General features: G+C 67.5%; 17 protein-coding genes. 8 read left to right on the top strand and 9 right to left on the bottom strand.

The features are described 5' to 3' along the window. Window positions 1–2,010, bottom strand: a complete 2,010-nt coding sequence (locus tag BAY15_RS03360) for a hybrid sensor histidine kinase/response regulator (protein WP_428999293.1) — start codon at window positions 2,008–2,010, stop codon at window positions 1–3. Between the two features lie 209 nt (window positions 2,011–2,219). On the opposite strand from BAY15_RS03360, the gene BAY15_RS03355 reads away from it, so the two are divergent. Continuing rightward, window positions 2,220–2,780, top strand: coding sequence for a DUF3016 domain-containing protein (locus BAY15_RS03355; protein WP_068848972.1), 561 nt, complete (start codon window positions 2,220–2,222; stop codon window positions 2,778–2,780). Here the strand turns inward: BAY15_RS03355 and alr are convergent. Together alr and BAY15_RS03345 are read right to left on the bottom strand one after the other, a co-directional pair. After that, window positions 2,767–3,843, bottom strand: coding sequence for an alanine racemase (gene alr / locus BAY15_RS03350; RefSeq protein ID WP_068848970.1), 1,077 nt, complete (start codon window positions 3,841–3,843; stop codon window positions 2,767–2,769). The two genes, BAY15_RS03355 and alr, sit on opposite strands and share 14 nt — an antisense overlap. Then, complete coding sequence (locus tag BAY15_RS03345) at window positions 3,822–5,135, bottom strand: D-amino acid dehydrogenase (protein ID WP_068848968.1); 1,314 nt, start codon at window positions 5,133–5,135, stop codon at window positions 3,822–3,824. Before BAY15_RS03345 ends, alr begins: the two co-directional genes overlap by 22 nt. A 148-nt stretch (window positions 5,136–5,283) precedes the next feature. Between BAY15_RS03345 and BAY15_RS03340 the strand changes: the two genes are divergently transcribed. Further along, window positions 5,284–5,763: an Lrp/AsnC ligand binding domain-containing protein gene (locus BAY15_RS03340; protein WP_068848966.1), complete on the top strand. Its 480-nt coding sequence runs from the start codon at window positions 5,284–5,286 to the stop codon at window positions 5,761–5,763. 79 nt (window positions 5,764–5,842) lie between these two features. Here the strand turns inward: BAY15_RS03340 and BAY15_RS03335 are convergent, their stop codons facing one another. Then, window positions 5,843–6,007, bottom strand: coding sequence for a lana protein (locus BAY15_RS03335; protein ID WP_068848964.1), 165 nt, complete (start codon window positions 6,005–6,007; stop codon window positions 5,843–5,845). A 144-nt stretch (window positions 6,008–6,151) separates the two neighbouring features. Beyond that, window positions 6,152–6,559 (bottom strand): classical arabinogalactan protein 4, encoded by a 408-nt coding sequence (locus tag BAY15_RS03330; protein ID WP_237334312.1) that lies wholly within the window; start codon window positions 6,557–6,559, stop codon window positions 6,152–6,154. A 105-nt stretch (window positions 6,560–6,664) separates the two neighbouring features. Here BAY15_RS03330 and msrB point away from each other — a divergent pair, with 105 nt between their 5' ends. The 5 genes from msrB to BAY15_RS03305 all read left to right on the top strand — a co-directional run bounded on the left by msrB (window position 6,665) and on the right by BAY15_RS03305 (window position 10,066). Beyond that, complete coding sequence (gene msrB / locus BAY15_RS03325) at window positions 6,665–7,132, top strand: peptide-methionine (R)-S-oxide reductase MsrB (RefSeq protein ID WP_068848962.1); 468 nt, start codon at window positions 6,665–6,667, stop codon at window positions 7,130–7,132. Window positions 7,133–7,299: 167 nt separating this feature from the next. Further along, window positions 7,300–8,154 (top strand): flagellar motor stator protein MotA, encoded by an 855-nt coding sequence (gene motA / locus BAY15_RS03320; protein WP_068848960.1) that lies wholly within the window; start codon window positions 7,300–7,302, stop codon window positions 8,152–8,154. Window positions 8,155–8,163: 9 nt separating this feature from the next. Further along, window positions 8,164–9,135: a flagellar motor protein MotB gene (gene motB, locus BAY15_RS03315; RefSeq protein WP_068848958.1), complete on the top strand. Its 972-nt coding sequence runs from the start codon at window positions 8,164–8,166 to the stop codon at window positions 9,133–9,135. Between the two features lie 125 nt (window positions 9,136–9,260). Then, on the top strand, window positions 9,261–9,776 hold the full coding sequence (locus BAY15_RS03310) for a hypothetical protein (RefSeq protein WP_068848957.1): 516 nt from the start codon (window positions 9,261–9,263) through the stop codon (window positions 9,774–9,776). A 14-nt stretch (window positions 9,777–9,790) separates the two neighbouring features. Beyond that, a complete protein-coding gene (locus BAY15_RS03305; RefSeq protein ID WP_068848955.1) occupies window positions 9,791–10,066 on the top strand; it encodes a DUF4031 domain-containing protein in 276 nt (91 codons plus the stop codon). Between the two features lie 37 nt (window positions 10,067–10,103). On the opposite strand, the gene BAY15_RS03300 is transcribed toward BAY15_RS03305, so the two are convergent. After that, window positions 10,104–10,646 carry a DUF6630 family protein gene (locus tag BAY15_RS03300; protein ID WP_068848954.1) on the bottom strand — a complete coding sequence of 181 codons (543 nt, stop codon included), beginning with the start codon at window positions 10,644–10,646 and terminating at the stop codon, window positions 10,104–10,106. Between the two features lie 101 nt (window positions 10,647–10,747). On the opposite strand from BAY15_RS03300, the gene BAY15_RS03295 reads away from it, so the two are divergent. After that, window positions 10,748–10,996 (top strand): DUF3297 family protein, encoded by a 249-nt coding sequence (locus BAY15_RS03295; protein ID WP_068854531.1) that lies wholly within the window; start codon window positions 10,748–10,750, stop codon window positions 10,994–10,996. A 51-nt stretch (window positions 10,997–11,047) separates the two neighbouring features. Here BAY15_RS03295 and BAY15_RS03290 read toward each other — a convergent pair whose 3' ends face one another. From BAY15_RS03290 to BAY15_RS03280, 3 genes are all read right to left on the bottom strand, one after another. Next, window positions 11,048–12,691: a Na+/H+ antiporter gene (locus BAY15_RS03290; RefSeq protein ID WP_068848952.1), complete on the bottom strand. Its 1,644-nt coding sequence runs from the start codon at window positions 12,689–12,691 to the stop codon at window positions 11,048–11,050. Between the two features lie 67 nt (window positions 12,692–12,758). After that, window positions 12,759–13,553, bottom strand: coding sequence for a dioxygenase family protein (locus tag BAY15_RS03285; RefSeq protein ID WP_068848950.1), 795 nt, complete (start codon window positions 13,551–13,553; stop codon window positions 12,759–12,761). A gap of 315 nt (window positions 13,554–13,868) precedes the next feature. Beyond that, a complete protein-coding gene (locus tag BAY15_RS03280; protein ID WP_068848948.1) occupies window positions 13,869–16,817 on the bottom strand; it encodes a bifunctional diguanylate cyclase/phosphodiesterase in 2,949 nt (982 codons plus the stop codon). Between the last annotated feature and the right edge of the window lie 163 nt (window positions 16,818–16,980).

The raw sequence follows: 16,980 nt of genomic DNA, 5'->3' as shown, positions 1-16,980 counted from the left end.
TCAATTCCGTCCGGCCAGGACGCTGCGTACCGCGGTGACCAGCTGGGCGACCGAATAGGGTTTGGCCACGTGTTCCTGGAAGCCCGATGCCAGCGCGCGCTTGCGGTCGTCGGCACGGGCCAACGCGGTCACCGCCACGATCGGCAGCGCGTTGGCATCCAGGCCGAAGTCCTGGCGCAGCGCACTCACCAGCCCATACCCGTCCATGCCCGGCATGCCGATGTCGGTCAGCAGCACATCCACCGCCTCATGGCCGCCGGCATCCAGCAGTGCCAATGCTTCGCCGGCCGAAGCCGCCGCGGTGACCTGCGCGCCCTGCTCTTCCAGCAGCCGGCGCAGGTATTCCAGCACTTCGGGTTGGTCTTCCACCGCCAGCAGGCGCAGGCCCTTGAGCGGGTACGGCTCGATCAGCTGTTCGCGGATCGGGCCACTGAACACTTCGCGCAGCGGCCGGCCATCGGCCTGGGGCTGGTAGCGCGGCAGCTGCACGGTGAATTCCGCACCCTGGCCCTGGCCTTCGCTGTTGGCCGTGACCGTGCCGCCGTGCAGTTCCACCAGCTGCTGCACGATCGCCAGGCCCAGGCCCAGCCCGCCATGGCGGCGGGTGGTGGTGCCATCGGCCTGGCGGAAGCGGCTGAACAGATGGCGCAGGAACTCCGGCGCAATGCCGTCGCCCGAATCGGCCACGGTCACTGTCCAGTGATCACCGTCGGTGGCCAGGGTGACCGTGACCGAGCCGGCGGCAGGGGTGAACTTGATGGCGTTGCTGAGCAGGTTCCACAGCACCTGCTGCAGGCGCGTGGCATCGCCCAGCACCAGCGCCGGTTCGTCAGGCATGACCAGCCGGGTTTCCAGCGCCTTGCCTTCGGCTACCAGTTCCTGGGCGCGCATGGCCTCGGTGAGCTGGACGCGCAGGTCCAGCACTTCCACTTCCAGCTGCACCTTGCCCAGCAGCATGCTGCTCAGGTCCAGCATGTCCGAGATCAGCCGCTTCTGCGCCATGGCGCTGTTGGCGATCACGCCCAGCCCCTTGAACAGCGGGCTGGTGCTGTCCACGCGCTGCAGCAGCAGCTCGCTCCAGCCCAGGATGGTGGTCAGCGGCGTGCGCAGCTCGTGCGAGAGCGTGGCCAGGAATTCGTCCTTCAGCCGCGCCATGCTTTCAGCGGCATTGCGCGCGGCGCGCTCGGACTGCAGCAGCTCTTCGCGCGCCATTTCGATTTCGCGGCGGTCGGTGACGTCGGTGCTGCTGCCGGCCAGGCCGATGAACCGGCCCATGCGCGAGAAGCGTGGCTGGGCGCTCATTTCCAGCCAGCGCCACTGGCCATCGGCGCGCAGCCCGCGCACCAGCACCTGCATGGAGCGCTGCGCCTTGATCGCGGCCTGCAGCTCGTAATCGAACACGGACACATCGTCGGGGTGGACCACGCCGCGCCAGACATCTTCCGGCACGCGCTGTTCGTCACCGCCGAAGAATTCGCTGAAGGCGCTGTTGACGAAGCGCGCGTGCGCGCGTTCGTCCAGCACCCACACGGGCATGGGCAGGCCATCGGCCAGCGCGCTGAAACGCGCCTCGCTTTCGGCCAGCTCCACTTCGATCTGCTTGCGGTTGGTGATGTCGAAGAAGAGCACAGCGACGCGATGTTCGTGCGGCTCGCCTACCCGCATCGCCTCGACCGCATACCAGCGGCCCAGCGCGCGTGCTTCCAGCTCGAACTGCTGGGAGCGCCCGGTCAGGGCGATCTGGCCGTACACCCGGTACCACTCCGGCTCGTGGGTCGGCTGCAGTTCGCTCATCAGCCGGCCCGAGGCCTCGTTCAAGCCGGTGTTGCGCTCGAAGGCATCGTTGACTTCCAGGAACCGGTAGTCGACCCCCACGCCGTCTTCGATCATCACCTCGATGATGCAGAAGCCAGCGCTGAGGCCTTCCAGCACGCTGCGGTGCAAGGAAGGATCGGACGCCGAAGGCACGTACGGGGCGCGTTCCAGGGTTGAGGCGGGCAGGCTGGGCAAGGGCGTCAAGAGGGGCAACTGGTGGAACGGAGGGAGACAGCATCTTCCAGAGCGCGTATTCGTAGCGTCAAGCGCCCCTTGCCGGTTTGACGTAAGTGAATTGCCGGCTACCGGGGATCCTGCCTGCCGTTTCCGGCAATTGTCCCGCTGGCGGATCAGGATCACACTCAGTACCGACCTTCTTCCGCCGCTCCGACCGAGGCAACGCCATGAACCGCAAACCCTTGCTGGCTGGTGCTCTGGGCTGTCTGCTGCTGCTTGCCGGCAGCGCGTCGGCCGCCCCGCGCACCGTCACCGACCCCAAGGCGCCCCGCGCGCTCACTGGCGAAAGCCCGGTCCAGGTGAAGTGGACGGACCCGGCCCAGTTCACTGAAATCCGCAGCAGCACCAACCGGTTCGAGGCCCAAAGCGGCAACTGGGTGCAGCAGCTTGCCGACTACCTGCGCAGCAGCGCCAGCAAGCGCCTGCCCCCGGGCCAGACCCTGGACGTGGAGATCACCGACATCAAGCGGGCCGGCGAGTTCGAGCCGCAGAACGGCCCGCGCGGCAATGACGTGCGGATCATGCGCGACATCTATCCGCCGCGGATGACCCTGACCTTCACCCTGCGCGACGCCACCGGTGGGGTAGTCCGCCAGGGCGAGGAGAAGCTGATCGACATGAACTACCTGGGCAACACCGGCCTGCTCAGCAACAACGACCCGCTGCGCTATGAGAAGCGGATGATCGATGACTGGCTGCGGCGCCTGCTGCCGCCTACGCGCCGCTGAGCACCCGCGCCACGCGCTTGACCGCGCACGGCAGCTGGTACGCGCTGACCTTGCACAGCGGGGCCAGCACGTCCAGGCGCGGGGCATCGCCCCACAGGGTGACGGTGCTGCCCACCCCGGTCTGCGGCAGGTCGGTCAGGTCCACGGTCAGCATGTCCATCGAGACCCGGCCGATCAGATGGCCGGGCTGGCCATCGATCTGGACCGGGGTGCCGTTCGGGGCGAACTGCGGGTAGCCATCGGCATACCCCAGCGCCACCACGCCCACGCGGGTGGGGCGTTCTGCCACGAAGCGTGCGCCGTAGCCGACCGGTTCGCCCGAAGCGATCTCACGGACCGCGAAGATCTTCGACTGCATGGTCATCACCGGGCGCAGGCGCTCGGTAAAGGCATTGTGCTTCTGCAGCGGGTTGGCCCCGTACAGCATCAGGCCCGGGCGCACCCAGTCGCTGCGCACGTCCGGCCAGCCCAGCAGGGCCGGTGAATTGCACAGGCTGGTTTCGCCGGCCAGGCCGTCGATGGTGGCGGCGAACAGGTCGGCCTGCTCTCGCGTACGCGGGCTCTCCAGTTCGTCGGCCCGCGCCATGTGGCTCATCAGCACCATCGGTGCCACCTGCGGCAGCGCCGACAGCCGCGCGTGCGCGGCGCGGAAATCTTCGGGCGACAGGCCCAGGCGGTGCATGCCGCTGTCCAGCTTCAACCAGATCTGCAGCGTGGCGTCGGTCTGGAACGCTTCCACCGCGTCCACCTGCCACGGCGCGGCCACCGCGAACCACAGGCTGTGCTGCACGATCAGCGGCAGCTCGTCGGCATCGAAGAACCCTTCCAGCAGCAGGATCGGCGAGGTGATGCCGGCCGCGCGCAGTTCCAGCGCCTCTTCAATGCAGGCCACGCCGAACGCATCGGCTTCGCCGTCCAGCGCGCGCGCGCAGGCGACGGCACCGTGGCCATAGGCATCGGCTTTTACCGCGGCCAGGGTCTTGCGGCCGCCGCCCAGTTCACGGGCCAGGCGGAAGTTGGAGCGCAACGCCTCCAGGTCAATCAACGCGCGGGCTGGGCGCATGCATTCGGTTCACTGTGTTGGACGGACGCGGCGTGGTGGCCGCCATAACGGAAGATATCCAGGCCTTCGGTGCTGATCTGCGGCTGGCGCGCGCTCATCAGGTCGGCCAGGTAGCGGCCCGAGCCGCAGGCCATGGTCCAGCCCAGCGTGCCGTGGCCGGTGTTGAGGAACAGGTTGCGGTACGGGGTGGCGCCGATCACCGGCGTGCCATCCGGGGTGGCCGGGCGCAGCCCGGTCCAGAATTCGGCGCGCGACAGGTCGCCGCCCTCCGGGTACAGATCGCCCACCACCTTTTCCAGGGTGGCGCGGCGGCGCGGCGACAGCGACAGGTCGAACCCGCCCACTTCGGCCATGCCGCCCACGCGGATGCGGTCGTCGAAACGGGTCACCGCCACCTTGTAGCTCTCGTCCAGGATGGTCGAGGTCGGCGCCATCGCCGCGTTGGTGATCGGCAACGTCAGCGAGTAGCCCTTCAGCGGGTACACCGGCAGGTGCATGCCCAGCGGTGCCACCAGCGACGGCGAATAGCTGCCCAGCGCGACCACGTAGCGGTCGGCGGTTTCGACCTTGCCGTCGATGCGCACGCCGGTGATGCGGTCGCCGTCGGTTTCCAGCCCGGCGATGTCCTGGTCGAAGCGGAATTCCACCCCCGCATCCATCGCCATCTGCGCCAGGCGGCGGGTGAACAGCTGGCAGTCGCCGGTCTGGTCGCGCGGCAGCCACAGCGCGCCCACCAGCTTGTCGGCCACGCTGGCCAGCGCCGGTTCGTGGGCGATGATGCCGGCGCGGTCCAGCACTTCATACGGCACGCCGTACTGGGCCAGCACTTCGATGTCCTGCGCCGAGGCATCCAGCTGCTGCTGGGTGCGGAACAGCTGGGTGGTGCCCAGGTCGCGGCCTTCGAACTCAATGCCGGTCTGCGCACGCAGCTCGTTGAGGCAGTCGCGGCTGTATTCGGACATGCGCACCATGCGCGCCTTGTTGATGGCGTAGCGCTCGTGCGTGCAGTTACGCAGCATCTGCGCCAGCCAGCGGTACTGGTTCAGGTCCAGACCGGGGCGGATCGCCAGCGGCGCATGTTCGGAGAACAGCCACTTCACCGCCTTCAGCGGCACGCCCGGGGCGGCCCACGGCGAGGTGTAGCCGAACGAAAGCTGGCCGGCGTTGGCGAAGCTGGTTTCCAGCGCCGGGCCGGGCTGGCGGTCCACCACCGTGACTTCAAACCCGGCCTGCCGCAGGTACCAGGCACTGGTCGTGCCGATTACCCCACTGCCTAGGACTAGAACGCGCATGAGACCTCTCCAACCCGATCATTCCCTGCACTGGAGCGTGCCGGGACCATAATTGAGGAAGTATATTCCGGCCAAACCAAGCAATTTTGCTGTTTTTGGCGCCTCAGGCAGGATATTGTCCCGCCAACACCACTGAGAGGCTGACGCCATGGCCGCCCGTGCCCGCGAGCTGGACAAGATCGACCGCAAGATCCTGCGCATCCTGCAGGAGGAGGGGCGCATTTCCTTCACCGAACTGGGCGAGCGCGTCGGGCTGTCCACCACCCCCTGCACCGAGCGGGTGCGCCGGCTGGAACGCGATGGCGCCATCACCGGCTACTACGCACGGCTGGACCCGCAGTACCTCAAGGCCAGCCTGCTGGTGTTCGTGGAGATCAGCCTGGCCTACAAGTCCGGCGACATCTTCGAGGAGTTCCGCCGCGCAGCGCTGAAGCTGCCCAACGTACTGGAATGCCACCTGGTCTCGGGCGATTTCGATTACCTGCTCAAGGCGCGCATCAGCGAAATGGCCTCCTACCGCAAGCTGCTCGGCAGCACCCTGCTGACCCTGCCGCACGTGCGCGAATCCAAGAGCTACATCGTGATGGAAGAGGTCAAGGAAACGCTTACCCTGCCGATTCCGGACTGAGCTGACCCGGACCGCCCCTCGCAAATGCAAAAGGCGGCGCGCTTGCGCGCACCGCCCGTGTAGCTGCCGACCAGAGGCATCAACGCTGCTGTTTCTGGTCCTGGTGGCGCTGGTCCTGCTGTTTGCCACCCTTCTGGTTCTGCTGATCCCATTGCTGCTGGTTCTGCTGGCCGGATTTCTGGTTCTGCTGGCCCTGCTGTTCCTGCGGCATCTTGCCGGGATTGCCCTTCTGCTGATTAGCCATAACTGCACCTTCTGAGCTTGGGGATGCGCGTTGTTGCGGCGCACGTAGAGACTCGGCGAAGGGCGGTTAATCGCAGGCGAAATTGCAGTGAGCTGCGGCGTTGACACCGATGACTGCGGGCATTGGTTGTGAAACGTTCATGCATCAGGGCTTGATGCGTTGGCCATCACCGGTGGGCACCGCGTCGTAATAGCGGCCGGTGCGCGTATCCAGCACGCGGTTGGGGCCGGCCTGCTTCATGCCCGGCACGATGCGGCCGTGTCGGTCATACACCTTGGGTGGCGCGGTGGTGGCCGGCGGCGGAGGCGGCACCACCTGGGCCGGCCCCTGGCTCTGGATGGGGTGGGTGCGCAGCTGCTGCGTCGTCTGCGCCGGGGTGTTCACCGGCGCGGGCGACGGCGCCTGCGCAGGTACCACGGGGGTGGGCGGGCGGGTATCGGTGGGTTTGCGTGGCGCGGCCATCTGCGCCACCGCGACCAGCGGCAGCAGCACGGCCAGCGACACGACACCCCGGAAGAAGCGTTTCATGGCGGCGGACTCACGACGGGACATGCATTCACCCTGCGCCAGCGCGCGTGTCAGCACCATGAATGCCATCGGCGCTTGCCCCCGGGCGCCGCCGCCCCCATTTTCCTGCCATCCCCACGAGGACCACCCATGACCGCATTCGATCTCTCCCCGCCCAGCGACGCCCAGCGCGACGCGCTGGTGGCCGGGCTCAGCGCCGACGAGCGCCGCGTCCTGCTCCAGCACGGCACCGAAGCCCCGTTCTGTGGGGTGTTCCTGGACAACAAGCAGGACGGTGTCTACGGCTGCCGCCTGTGCGGCCTGCCGCTGTTCCGTTCCAGCACCAAGTTCGACTCCGGCACCGGCTGGCCGAGCTTCTTCGCCCCGTTCGACCCGGACCATGTGCGCGAAATCCGTGATGTCAGTCATGGCATGGTGCGAACTGAAATCGTTTGCGCCCGCTGTGACAGCCATCTCGGCCACGTGTTCCCGGATGGCCCGGCGCCGACGTTCGAGCGGCACTGTCTGAATTCGGTTTCGCTGTCGTTTACCCCGAATGGCCAGCCGTATCCGGATCCGTTGCAGCGCGGTGGAGCCGAGGCCCAGCCAGCGGGTTGAGCGCCCCGGCAATGCGTGCCCACCAACGGTGGGCACCTACCAGGGGGGCGGGCACCCTACGGGCGACGTACCGCGCGCCGACCAAAAGTGTGACGCCCGACCACGCCCCCCTTCAGAATGCGCGCGCCAGGCCGACATGGTGATATCCCCACCGCCGCGCCCGCCCCATGCTCATCATTGTTGGCTTCCTCATCGTCATCCTCAGCGTGCTCGGCGGCTATGTCGGCGCGCACGGCAAGCTCGGCGCGCTGTGGCAGCCCTATGAGCTGGTCATCATCGGCGGTGCGGCGCTGGGCGCGTTCCTGGTCGGCACCCCGCTCAAGACCGTCAAGCAGACCCTGCAGGCCACGGTGGGCGTGTTCAAGGGCCCGCGCTACAAGCAGCAGGACTACATCGATGTCCTGAGCCTGCTCTATGAACTGCTCAACAAGGCGCGCCGCGAAGGCTTCATGGCGCTGGAAGACCATGTCGAGCGCCCGGCCGACAGCGCCATCTTCGCCAACTATCCCAAGGTGCAGGCCGACCACCACCTGGTCGACTTCATGACCGACTGCCTGCGCCTGATGATCGGCAGCAACATCGAACCGCACGAGCTGGAACCGCTGCTGGAAATGGAGCTGGAAAAGCACCACGCCGAAGCCATGCAGCCCTCGGCCGTGCTCAACAAGGTCTCCGACGGCCTGCCCGGCTTCGGCATCGTGGCCGCGGTGCTGGGCATCGTGATCACCATGGGCTCGATCGGTGGCGAAATCACCGAAGTGGGCGCGCACGTGGCCGGCGCGCTGGTGGGTACCTTCCTGGGCATCCTGCTGGCCTACGGCTTCGTCAGCCCGCTGGCGGCGGCCGTGGAAGCACGCGCCGAGCAGGACAGCCGCATCTATGAGTCGGTCAAGACCGCCCTGCTGGCCTGCCTGCGCGGCTACAACCCGAAGATCGCGCTGGAATTCGCGCGCAAGACCCTGCCGTCCAACGTGCGTCCGGGCTTCAGCGAATTCGAACAGCACCTCAAGACGGTCAAGTAAGGCACCGCCATGGCCGAGAACAAACCCACCGTCATCGTCCGCCGGGTCAAGAAGGGCGGCCACGCCGCGCACCATGGCGGCGCCTGGAAGGTGGCCTACGCTGACTTCGTCACCGCCATGATGGCGTTCTTCCTGGTGCTGTGGCTGATGGCGGCCACCACCAAGCCCGAACGCGCGTCCATTTCCGAATACTTCCGCAACCCCAGCCCGCTCACCGGGCAGAGCCCCACGCCCGCCCCGGGCATGGCCGGCCCGGGTGGCGCCAGTACCTCGATGATCAAGCTGGGCGGCGCCACCGATGTGTCGCGCGGCAACAGCAACGACCCCTTCCAGAACCACCAGGCCGAGCGCCCGGTGCCGCAGGAAGACGAGCGCGAGCGTGAGAAGAAGCAGCTGGAAGTGCTCAAGCAGGAACTGGAAGAAGCGATCAGCAAGAGCCAGGCGCTGGAACCGTTCAAGGACCAGCTTCTGCTGGACCTGACCCCGGAAGGCCTGCGCATCCAGATCGTGGACAAGCAGAACCGGCCGATGTTCGACATGGGCAGTGCCGCGCTGAAGACCTACACGCGCGACATCCTTCGCGAGCTCTCGCAGTTCATCAACCACGTGCCGAACCGGATCAGCATCACCGGCCATACCGACATCACCGCGTACAACGCCGCCCACGGCTACAGCAACTGGGAGCTCAGCGCCGACCGCGCCAATGCCGCCCGGCGTGCGCTGCTCGATGGCGGCATGGCCGACGACAAGGTCACCCGCGTGGTCGGCCTGTCCTCCTCGGTGCTGTTCGACAAGACCCAGCCGGACAACCCGATCAACCGCCGCATCAGCATCGTGGTGATGACCAAGGCCGCCGAAGCCGCCGCGCTGGCCGGTTCGGGCCAGGAAGTGGCGCTGTCGCCGACCGCCCAGGACGCCGACATCCAGGCGGCCCAGGGCGCGCCGGCACCGGCCGCAGTGCCCCCCACCGCCTCACCCTGAGGCGGTGGGTAGGGCCCCAGCCGACTGCACGCGCACCCGGCAACGCTCGATTCCGGCATGAAAACGCCCGGAAACGGCTCTGGCCTCTACAATGGCCCCTTTCCGATCCAGAACGAACGAACCCCATGTCCAAGCAGTCCAAGGCCAAGCGCGACAAGCGCAAGAAGCTCCAGCCCAAGCGCCCGATCAACCGCCTCAACGCCCAGCAGCCGGTCCAGAACCATGCCGTGCTGACCAACGAAGAAGGCCAGGTGGTCGCTGCGATCGGCCTGCAGGGCACCGAATGGCTGCTGGCCATCGGCGGCCAGACCATGGGCAACGCCGACAACCCGGTGCCGATGCTGGCCATGCTCAAGCACCTCTCCAATGTCCAGGAGAAGGAAGGCCGCAAGGTCACCCTGGAATACTCGACCCAGCTGCAGCAGCTGATCGACGACCTGGCCGCCGATGAAGGCAAGACCGCCGACGAGTACCTGAGCCAGCTGGTCTCCGAGTTCGAAGGCGTGGAAGGCCAAGAAGGCGAAGAAGGCGAAGAAGGCGACGACGCTGACACCGCTGCCGAAGACGCCCCGGCCGCCGAACCGGCTGCCGACAACGCCGAAGCCACCCCGGCCGCCAGCGACGACAAGCCGCAGGCCTGAGCCACGGCCACCCGGTGACGGTCTATATCGACGATGCGGTACACCCCTGGCGCGGCGAGCGCTGGGCGCATCTGATGGCCGACACCCTGCCCGAGCTGCACGCCATGGCGGCGCAGCTCGGGATTCCCCGGCGGGCCTTCCAGAACCGCCGCAGTGGCGCCCATTACGACGTCCCCGCGCCCCTGCGCCTGCAGGCCATCGCGCTGGGTGCGACCGCCATTTCCCGGCACACCGACCGGGCGCTGGTGAAAGCCGTCATCGCCAACGCCAGATCGCAATACACGGCCTGATCCGCCGGTAGCCCCCGACCGTGGGTCGGGTGACCTCTCAGAACGGATCCGAGCCCGGCCGCACTTCCACCCCCAGCAGCGAACACAGCGCCAGCATGGCGTCATCATCGCGCTGCAGTGCCATCCAGCCGGCCAGGCCGCCGTTGCCGGTATCCACGCTCCACAGCGAGTAATTGTGCTCGCGCAGGCGGTCGTAGGCGGTGCCCATCAGCCGCGGCGCGTCGACGTGGGCGGCAAAATCCTCGTCATCCAGGTCGCCACCCCAGTCCAGCTGCAGGTTCCAGCGCGCGGACAGCTCGTTCACCGCCGACACCAGCGCATCGGTGTCTTCACGCTCCACCTCGAAGCCGGACTGCCAGGCAATGGCGGCCATCAGCGGCGGCAGCCAGTCGGCCTCCTCGTCGATCTCCTCACCGTTCTCCAGCAGCGCCTCGCGCCAGCGGTTGAACTGCTGCAGGCCCAGTTCCTCGTCGCCCGGGTTGATCAGCACGAACAGGTTCCAGATCCGGGCCTCGAAATCGTCTTCGTCGAAATCGCGTTCGTCTTCTTCGAAGTCGAAATAGTCGCTGTTGTCGGGCATGGCCGGTATTCCTGGAGACAGGCAGGCATTCTGCCACGGCCACCCTACGGTTATCCTGTGCGCCTGAAGATGGCCGTGGTGGCTGTCAGCATCCAATGACCATGAGCGATACCCCTCCCGATCACCTGGCGATCAACCCCACCAGCCCCTTCCACGATGCTGCAGCGCTGGAGCGCGGCGTGGGCATCCGCTTCAACGATGTCGAGCGCGACAACGTCGAGGAATACTCGGTCAGCGAAGGCTGGATCCGGGTGCAGGCCGGCAAGGCCCGCGACCGCCGGGGCAACCCGATGACCATCAAGGTCAAGGGCACCGTGGTGGCGTATTACCTGGATCAGAAGCCGGAATAATCGGTCAACCGACCCACGGTCGGTTGCTACCCGGGATTGACGGCTGCGCCGTCAATCCTTTTGCCGGGTTTCCAGCAGGTCCAGGTTGCGGATCAGCTTGCGCGAGATCTCGTCGGAAATCCGCCCGCGCCGGGTCAACCGGAACAGTTCTTCGCGTTCGGCGGTCAACCCGGCACTGCGCAGCTGCCGGTAGCCCTGCTCCATGCGCCGCACCTTTTCCGGGTCCGCATCCGGGCCCTGGTCTTTTTCCAGGTTGCGCTGGTACAGCAGGCTCACCCGTGAGGCCGCATCGTTGTACAGCTGCACGTTGTCGGTGGTCTGGTTCTGCACCAGTTGCTGGCGCATGCGCTCCACCCCGGCCAGCGCCGCCTTCGAGGCCAGCCGCCGCGCCAGGTCTTCTTCCTTGCGCTCGCCCGAGTCCGCCGGCAGTTCCAGCCCCTTGAGCAGGCGCGGCAGCGCCACGCTGGCACCGACCAGCGACACCAGGATCACCGCCGCGGCCAGGAAGATCACCAGGTCGCGCGCCGGGAAGGCGCTGCCATCGGGCAGGAACAGCGGCAGGGTCAACACACCGGCCAGCGTGATCGCACCGCGTACGCCGGCCACCGAGGTGGCCACCACGATCCGCCACGAGGTGCCTGGCCGCGCTTCACCGCGATGCTTCGCACGCAGCACGCTCCAGCGCAGCGACAGCCACACCCAGGCCAGGCGCAGCAGCACCAGGGCCAGGTTGATCACCACCACGTAGACCAGCAGCCACCACGCACTCTGGTGCCCGCTTTCGCTCACCGTGGTCATGGCGCGGTCCACGATGCCCGGCAGCTGCTCGCCCAGCAGCACGAACATGATGCCGTTGAAGGAGAACTGCAGCATGTTCCACACCGCCATGCGCTGCACGCGCATGCTGCCGGACACGCGGCCGGTAAGCTCCACGTAGCTCATGGTGATACCGGCGGCCACTGCCGAGAGAATGCCCGAGGCGTTGGCCTCTTCGGCCAGCAGGTAGGCAGCGAACGGAATCAGCAGGTTGACCAGCAGCGCCGCGCCCGGCTCTTCGCCGAAGCGCCGCCACAGCCAGCGCTGGAAGGTGGACACACCGAGCGTCACCGCCACGCCGATCGCCAGGCCGGCCACCGCCACCCACAGGAAGGTCACCGAGGCCGTTGCCAGCGAGAAGGTACCGGTCATCACCGCGGCCACCGCGAAGCGGAAGCAGACCAGGCCGGAGGCATCGTTCAACAGCGATTCGCCCTCCAGGATGTGCATCAGCCGCTTGGGAATCGGCGCGCGCGACGCGATCGAACTGACCGCCACCGGGTCGGTCGGCGAGATGATCGCCGCCAGGGCGAACGCCACCGCCAACGGCATCACCGGAATCATCCAGTGGATCAGCAGGCCCGCGCCGATCACGGTAAACACCACCAGCCCGAAGGCCAGCTCCAGGATCACGCCCTTGTCGCGGAACAGGCCCTGCTTGGGAATGCGCCAGCCGTCCAGGAACAGCAGCGGCGGCAGGAACAACAGGAAGAACATCTCCGGTTCCAGCGCGTGGCCACGGTTGAATACCCCCGCAATCACCGCACCCAGGCCGATCTGCACCAGCGGCAGCGGCAGCGACAACGGCAGTACGCGGACCAGGTAGCCGCTGGCGACCACCGCCACCAGCATCGCCAGGACGACTTCAATCGTATGCATGCATTTTCCAGAGAGCCTGGAAAAAAATTACCACACCCACCCCGAACCGCGTCCTACAACGGCGAACTCAGGCCGCCTGCCCGTCGAAGCGGTAGATGTCCATCGCCAGCATGCCCGCATCGATGCCGGCATCGATGCGCTGCGCGCCCAGCACCTCACCGCCGGCGGCACCAAGCGCGAAATGCAGCGGTTGGAAGTGCTCGTCGGTGGGGTGCGCGCGTTCGGCATACGGCGCCTGCCGGCGGTAATCGAGCAGCGCGGCGCTGTCGTTGGCCTGCAGGCGCTGCTCCACCCATTCGATGAAGGGGCGCACATAGGGCGCTTCGCCGCCGCTCTGGTAGTCGCGGAAGTCGTGCAGGTTGTGGGTGATGCTGCCCGAGCCGACCAGCAGCACGCCCTGTTCGCGCAGCGGCGCCAGCGCGCGGCCCAGCGCGAACTGGTGGGCCGGGCCCTGCAGCGGCTGCAGCGCCAGCGGCACCACCGGAATGTCAGCCTGCGGGTAGAGCAGGCGCAGCGGCACCCACGCGCCGTGGTCGAGGCCACGGGTCGGGTCCACGCCGGTGGGCAGCCCGGCGGCCACCAGCCGCTGCGCGACCTCCTCGGCCAGGGCCGGGTCGCCGGGCGCCGGGTACTGCAGGTCGAACAACGCCTGCGGGAAGCCGCCGAAATCATGGATGGTCGGCGGCTGCGGGTGCGCGCCCACCACCGGCTGGCGGGTCAGCCAGTGCGCCGAGGCCATCACGATCGCCCGCGGGCGCGGCAGCTGCGCGGCCAGCTCAGCCAGGCGCACCCCGACCAGCCCCGGCTGCAACGCGGTCATCGGCGAACCGTGGGAGATGTACAGCGAGGGCAGGCGGGTCATGGGGGGCTCCAGCAGGCGAATGCACCGAAAACGATGCCGACGCAGCTTATTGCTTTCACCGGTGATGATAAACGCCAAAACCAGTGCGCATTGTTCCACTGGTGGCGCACCATGGGTGACATCTACTGAGTGATATCTACCGGGTGACATCTACTGGGTGGCATCTACTGGGTGACATCTACTGGTGACATCTACTGGTAGCGCCGACTGTTAGTCGGCTGCTCTTCGCCACAGCATATGGCTGCCCGTAGCCCTGCGCCTGGTGATGCAGCCGACTAACAGTCGGCGCTACCGTTCGGCATGCCGGCCGCCGTTTTACGCGGCGGCGGTTTCCAGCCGTCCTATCACGTCGGCCAGCGGCGCCGGCCGGCCCAGCAGGAAGCCCTGCACCTGGTCGCAGCCGTGCGCGGCCAGCCATTCGTGCTGGCCCGGGGTTTCCACGCCTTCGGCGATCACCGTCAGGCCCATGCTGTGGCCCAGCGACAACAGCGCGCGGCAGATCGAGGCGTTGCGCGGGTTGGTTTCCACATCGGCCACGAAGCTGCGGTCGATCTTCAGGATGTCCAGCGGCAGGTGCTGCAGGTAGGACATGTTCGAATAACCGGTGCCGAAGTCGTCCAGCGAAATATGGATGCCCTGTTCGTGCATGCGCTGCATGGTCTGCTTGGCCTGGCCCGGCTTGCGCATCAGGCTGCTCTCGGTCAGCTCCACGTGCAGCGCGCCGCGCGCCAGCCCGAACTCTTGGCTGGCGCGGCTGAACTCGGCCACCAGGTCGCTGTTGAAGAACTGCACCGCCGAGACGTTCACCGCGATCGGCAGGTCCCAGCCGGCATCCACCAGCTGGCGCTGCGCACGCGCTGCTTCACGGATCACCCAGCGGCCCAGCGCCAGGATCAACCCGGTGTCTTCGCACAGCTGGATGAACTCGCCCGGCGGAATGAAGCTGCCATCGGCCTGCGGCCAGCGCAGCAGCGCCTCCAGCGCCGCCGGGCTGCCATCGCTGGCGTGGCAGATCGGCTGGAAGTACAGCGCGAATTCGGCGTCGATCGCGCTGTGGATGCGCCCGGCAAGCCGCAGCCGGTCGGCCAGCCGCGAACTCACCGCGCTGTCGAACCAGGCAATCACGCTGCCTTCGTCGCGCGCGGCATGCGCGGCCTGCGCGGCCATGCCGATCACCTGTTCGGCACTGACCACATCGCCGTCGAACTTCACCGCCACGCCAATGCGCGGTTCGAACTGGTGCAGCCAGTCCTGTCCGCGCACGGGTTCGGAGACGGTCTGCACCAGCGTATCCAGCGCAGTCTGGCGCTCGTGGTCGTCGCGGATGGCGAAGATGAAATCCTCGGCCGGCTGGAACGCCAGCAACCCATAGCGCACGCCCAGCCCACCCAGGCGCTTGGCCATGGCCTGCAACACCACGTCGCCCACTTCGCGGCCCAGCGTATCGGCCACCAGCTGCAGGCCACGGAACTGCACGTAGGCGATGGTGTAGCTGCCGCCTTCCTCATCCAGCTGCGCGGCCAGCGCGCGCGTGTTGAGCAGCCCGGTGGCCGGGTTGTGGGTGGCGTGGTAGGCCAGGTCGCGCTCATAGGCCATGCGGTCGCTGATGTCCTCGGCCAGCACCAGGCAGGCCTCTCGCCCGTCAAAGTCCAACCGCGCCAGGTGCGCGCGCACTTCGAATACGGTGCCGTCCTTGCGCCGGTGCAGCCGCACCTTGGCATCCTGCAGGTCGCCGCTGCTGGCGTTGGCAATCGCGCCGCGGATTTCCTCCCAGCCTTCGCGTGGGCGGATGTCCAGGATGCTCATCGCCAGGAATTCATCGCGGCTGTAGCCGTACTGGCGCACCGCCGCTTCGTTCACTTCCAGGAACCGCAGCGTGTCCGGATCGAACACCCAGAACGGTGCCGGGTTGCGATCGAACAGCAGGCGGAACTGGCGCTCGGCCTGCTGCGCGCGTGCCAGCGCCTGGACCCGCTCGCTTACGTCGGTGAGCGCGCCGATCATGCGCCGCTCGCGGTCACTGCCACCCACCTGCTGGCCACGCGCCGATACCCAGTGCGTGGCACCGCCCGGCAGCACGATGCGGAACATCTCATCCAGCACGCCATTGCCGGCAAACGCATCGTCGAACGCCGCCTGCAACCGCTGTGCATCCTCGTGGTGCACGCGGTTGAAGAAATCGGCCACCGGCAGGGAATCGAGCGGGATGCCGAATATTTCCCGCGCCAGCGGCGACCAGCGCAGCACCGAGGCGTCCTCGTCCACCGTCCAGGTGCAGATCTTGCCGACCTGGTGGGCCATGCGCAGCTCGGCATGGCCGGTGCGCAGCTCCTCGCTCATCGCATCCTGGCGGCGGGTGGCACGGCGCAGGCTGGTGTAGACCAGCGCGAACGCCCCCCAGTACAGCAGGTACAGGCCGATCGAGGCCTGCACGTAGGGCCACCACGGCGCCAGCACATCCTGCCGGCCCAGCCCGGCGTACACCGCCAGCGGGTACTCGGCCAGCGTGGTGAGGGTGGTGATGCGCTCGACCTTGTCGATGGGACTGTGTTCGACGCCCAGCGGCAGCACCGTATCGCTGCCCAGCAGGTCGCGCCGCTGCAGTTTGAACTGCTGGCCGGTCAAGCCGTCGTTGTCGGGGCTGCGCGCCAGCAGGTGGCCGGTGACATCACTGATGGAGAGCACGCCGTGGAGGCCGATATCCAGCCCGCTGATGATCGACTGCAGCTCGCTGGTATGCAGCCGGCTGAGCAGCCATCGGTCCTCGCCCATGCGCAGCGCCAGCGGCAGCACCCAGCGGCGCATGCCCAGGTCCTGCGGCGGGCCCAGATACAGCTGGCTGTCCTGGCCACGATGGGCCTCCACCGCCCACAGCGGCAGGGTCAGGTCACCACCGCCGCTGGTCAGCGCACGGCCGAACTGGTCCACCACCACGATGCTTTCCAGCTCCGCATGCCGCTGCAGCACCCCATCGATGGCTTCGTCCAGCAGGTCCGGCGCCTGCGCCGGCACGTGCTCGAACAGCTGCGCGCCGTCGGCGGCGATGCCGCGCATGGCACGTTCCAGGTTGCGCAGTTCCAGTCGCAGCAGGCGCTGCGAACCGGTGGCCAGCGCGGTGCTCTGCCGCTGGGCGGCCTCCAGCCGGCGCTGGTAATCATTGGCCAGCATCACCACCAGGCCCACACCGAGCAGCAGGCCCAGGCCGATGCCCAGCCACACGATGGTGCGCAGCGGCCGCGCCATGGGCTGGCTCAGCGCGGGCATCGCGTACCTCTACCTCGGTGACGGCCTGACTTCATGTAAACGCTTCCTGGTTTCCCCAAACCTGAGCGGCCGACGTCGCAATTTCTTGACGTCTCTCTTGCCCGTTCCCAACGGGCAAGGCCTTGGCCCTGCGCCTTGCCCCCAGCATGCACCAGCCCGCCCG

Origin of the sequence: Stenotrophomonas rhizophila (genome assembly GCF_001704155.1) — a bacterium.
In the GTDB taxonomy this organism is placed as follows: Bacteria; Pseudomonadota; Gammaproteobacteria; order Xanthomonadales; family Xanthomonadaceae; genus Stenotrophomonas; species Stenotrophomonas rhizophila_A.
Note: the sequence above shows the minus strand (reverse complement) of the source record. Positions and strands in the feature narration are given on the sequence as shown.

What these genes read in the sequence shown, in the direction of transcription:
- BAY15_RS03355 (WP_068848972.1), top strand. Translation starts at nt 2,220, where the DNA reads ATGAACCGCAAACCCTTGCTGGCTGGTGCTCTGGGCTGTCTGCTGCTG.
- alr (WP_068848970.1), bottom strand. Translation starts at nt 3,843, where the DNA reads ATGCGCCCAGCCCGCGCGTTGATTGACCTGGAGGCGTTGCGCTCCAAC.
- BAY15_RS03345 (WP_068848968.1), bottom strand. Translation starts at nt 5,135, where the DNA reads ATGCGCGTTCTAGTCCTAGGCAGTGGGGTAATCGGCACGACCAGTGCC.
- BAY15_RS03340 (WP_068848966.1), top strand. Translation starts at nt 5,284, where the DNA reads ATGGCCGCCCGTGCCCGCGAGCTGGACAAGATCGACCGCAAGATCCTG.
- BAY15_RS03335 (WP_068848964.1), bottom strand. Translation starts at nt 6,007, where the DNA reads ATGGCTAATCAGCAGAAGGGCAATCCCGGCAAGATGCCGCAGGAACAG.
- BAY15_RS03330 (WP_237334312.1), bottom strand. Translation starts at nt 6,559, where the DNA reads ATGTCCCGTCGTGAGTCCGCCGCCATGAAACGCTTCTTCCGGGGTGTC.
- msrB (WP_068848962.1), top strand. Translation starts at nt 6,665, where the DNA reads ATGACCGCATTCGATCTCTCCCCGCCCAGCGACGCCCAGCGCGACGCG.
- motA (WP_068848960.1), top strand. Translation starts at nt 7,300, where the DNA reads ATGCTCATCATTGTTGGCTTCCTCATCGTCATCCTCAGCGTGCTCGGC.
- motB (WP_068848958.1), top strand. Translation starts at nt 8,164, where the DNA reads ATGGCCGAGAACAAACCCACCGTCATCGTCCGCCGGGTCAAGAAGGGC.
- BAY15_RS03310 (WP_068848957.1), top strand. Translation starts at nt 9,261, where the DNA reads ATGTCCAAGCAGTCCAAGGCCAAGCGCGACAAGCGCAAGAAGCTCCAG.
- BAY15_RS03300 (WP_068848954.1), bottom strand. Translation starts at nt 10,646, where the DNA reads ATGCCCGACAACAGCGACTATTTCGACTTCGAAGAAGACGAACGCGAT.
- BAY15_RS03295 (WP_068854531.1), top strand. Translation starts at nt 10,748, where the DNA reads ATGAGCGATACCCCTCCCGATCACCTGGCGATCAACCCCACCAGCCCC.
- BAY15_RS03290 (WP_068848952.1), bottom strand. Translation starts at nt 12,691, where the DNA reads ATGCATACGATTGAAGTCGTCCTGGCGATGCTGGTGGCGGTGGTCGCC.
- BAY15_RS03285 (WP_068848950.1), bottom strand. Translation starts at nt 13,553, where the DNA reads ATGACCCGCCTGCCCTCGCTGTACATCTCCCACGGTTCGCCGATGACC.
- BAY15_RS03280 (WP_068848948.1), bottom strand. Translation starts at nt 16,817, where the DNA reads ATGCCCGCGCTGAGCCAGCCCATGGCGCGGCCGCTGCGCACCATCGTG.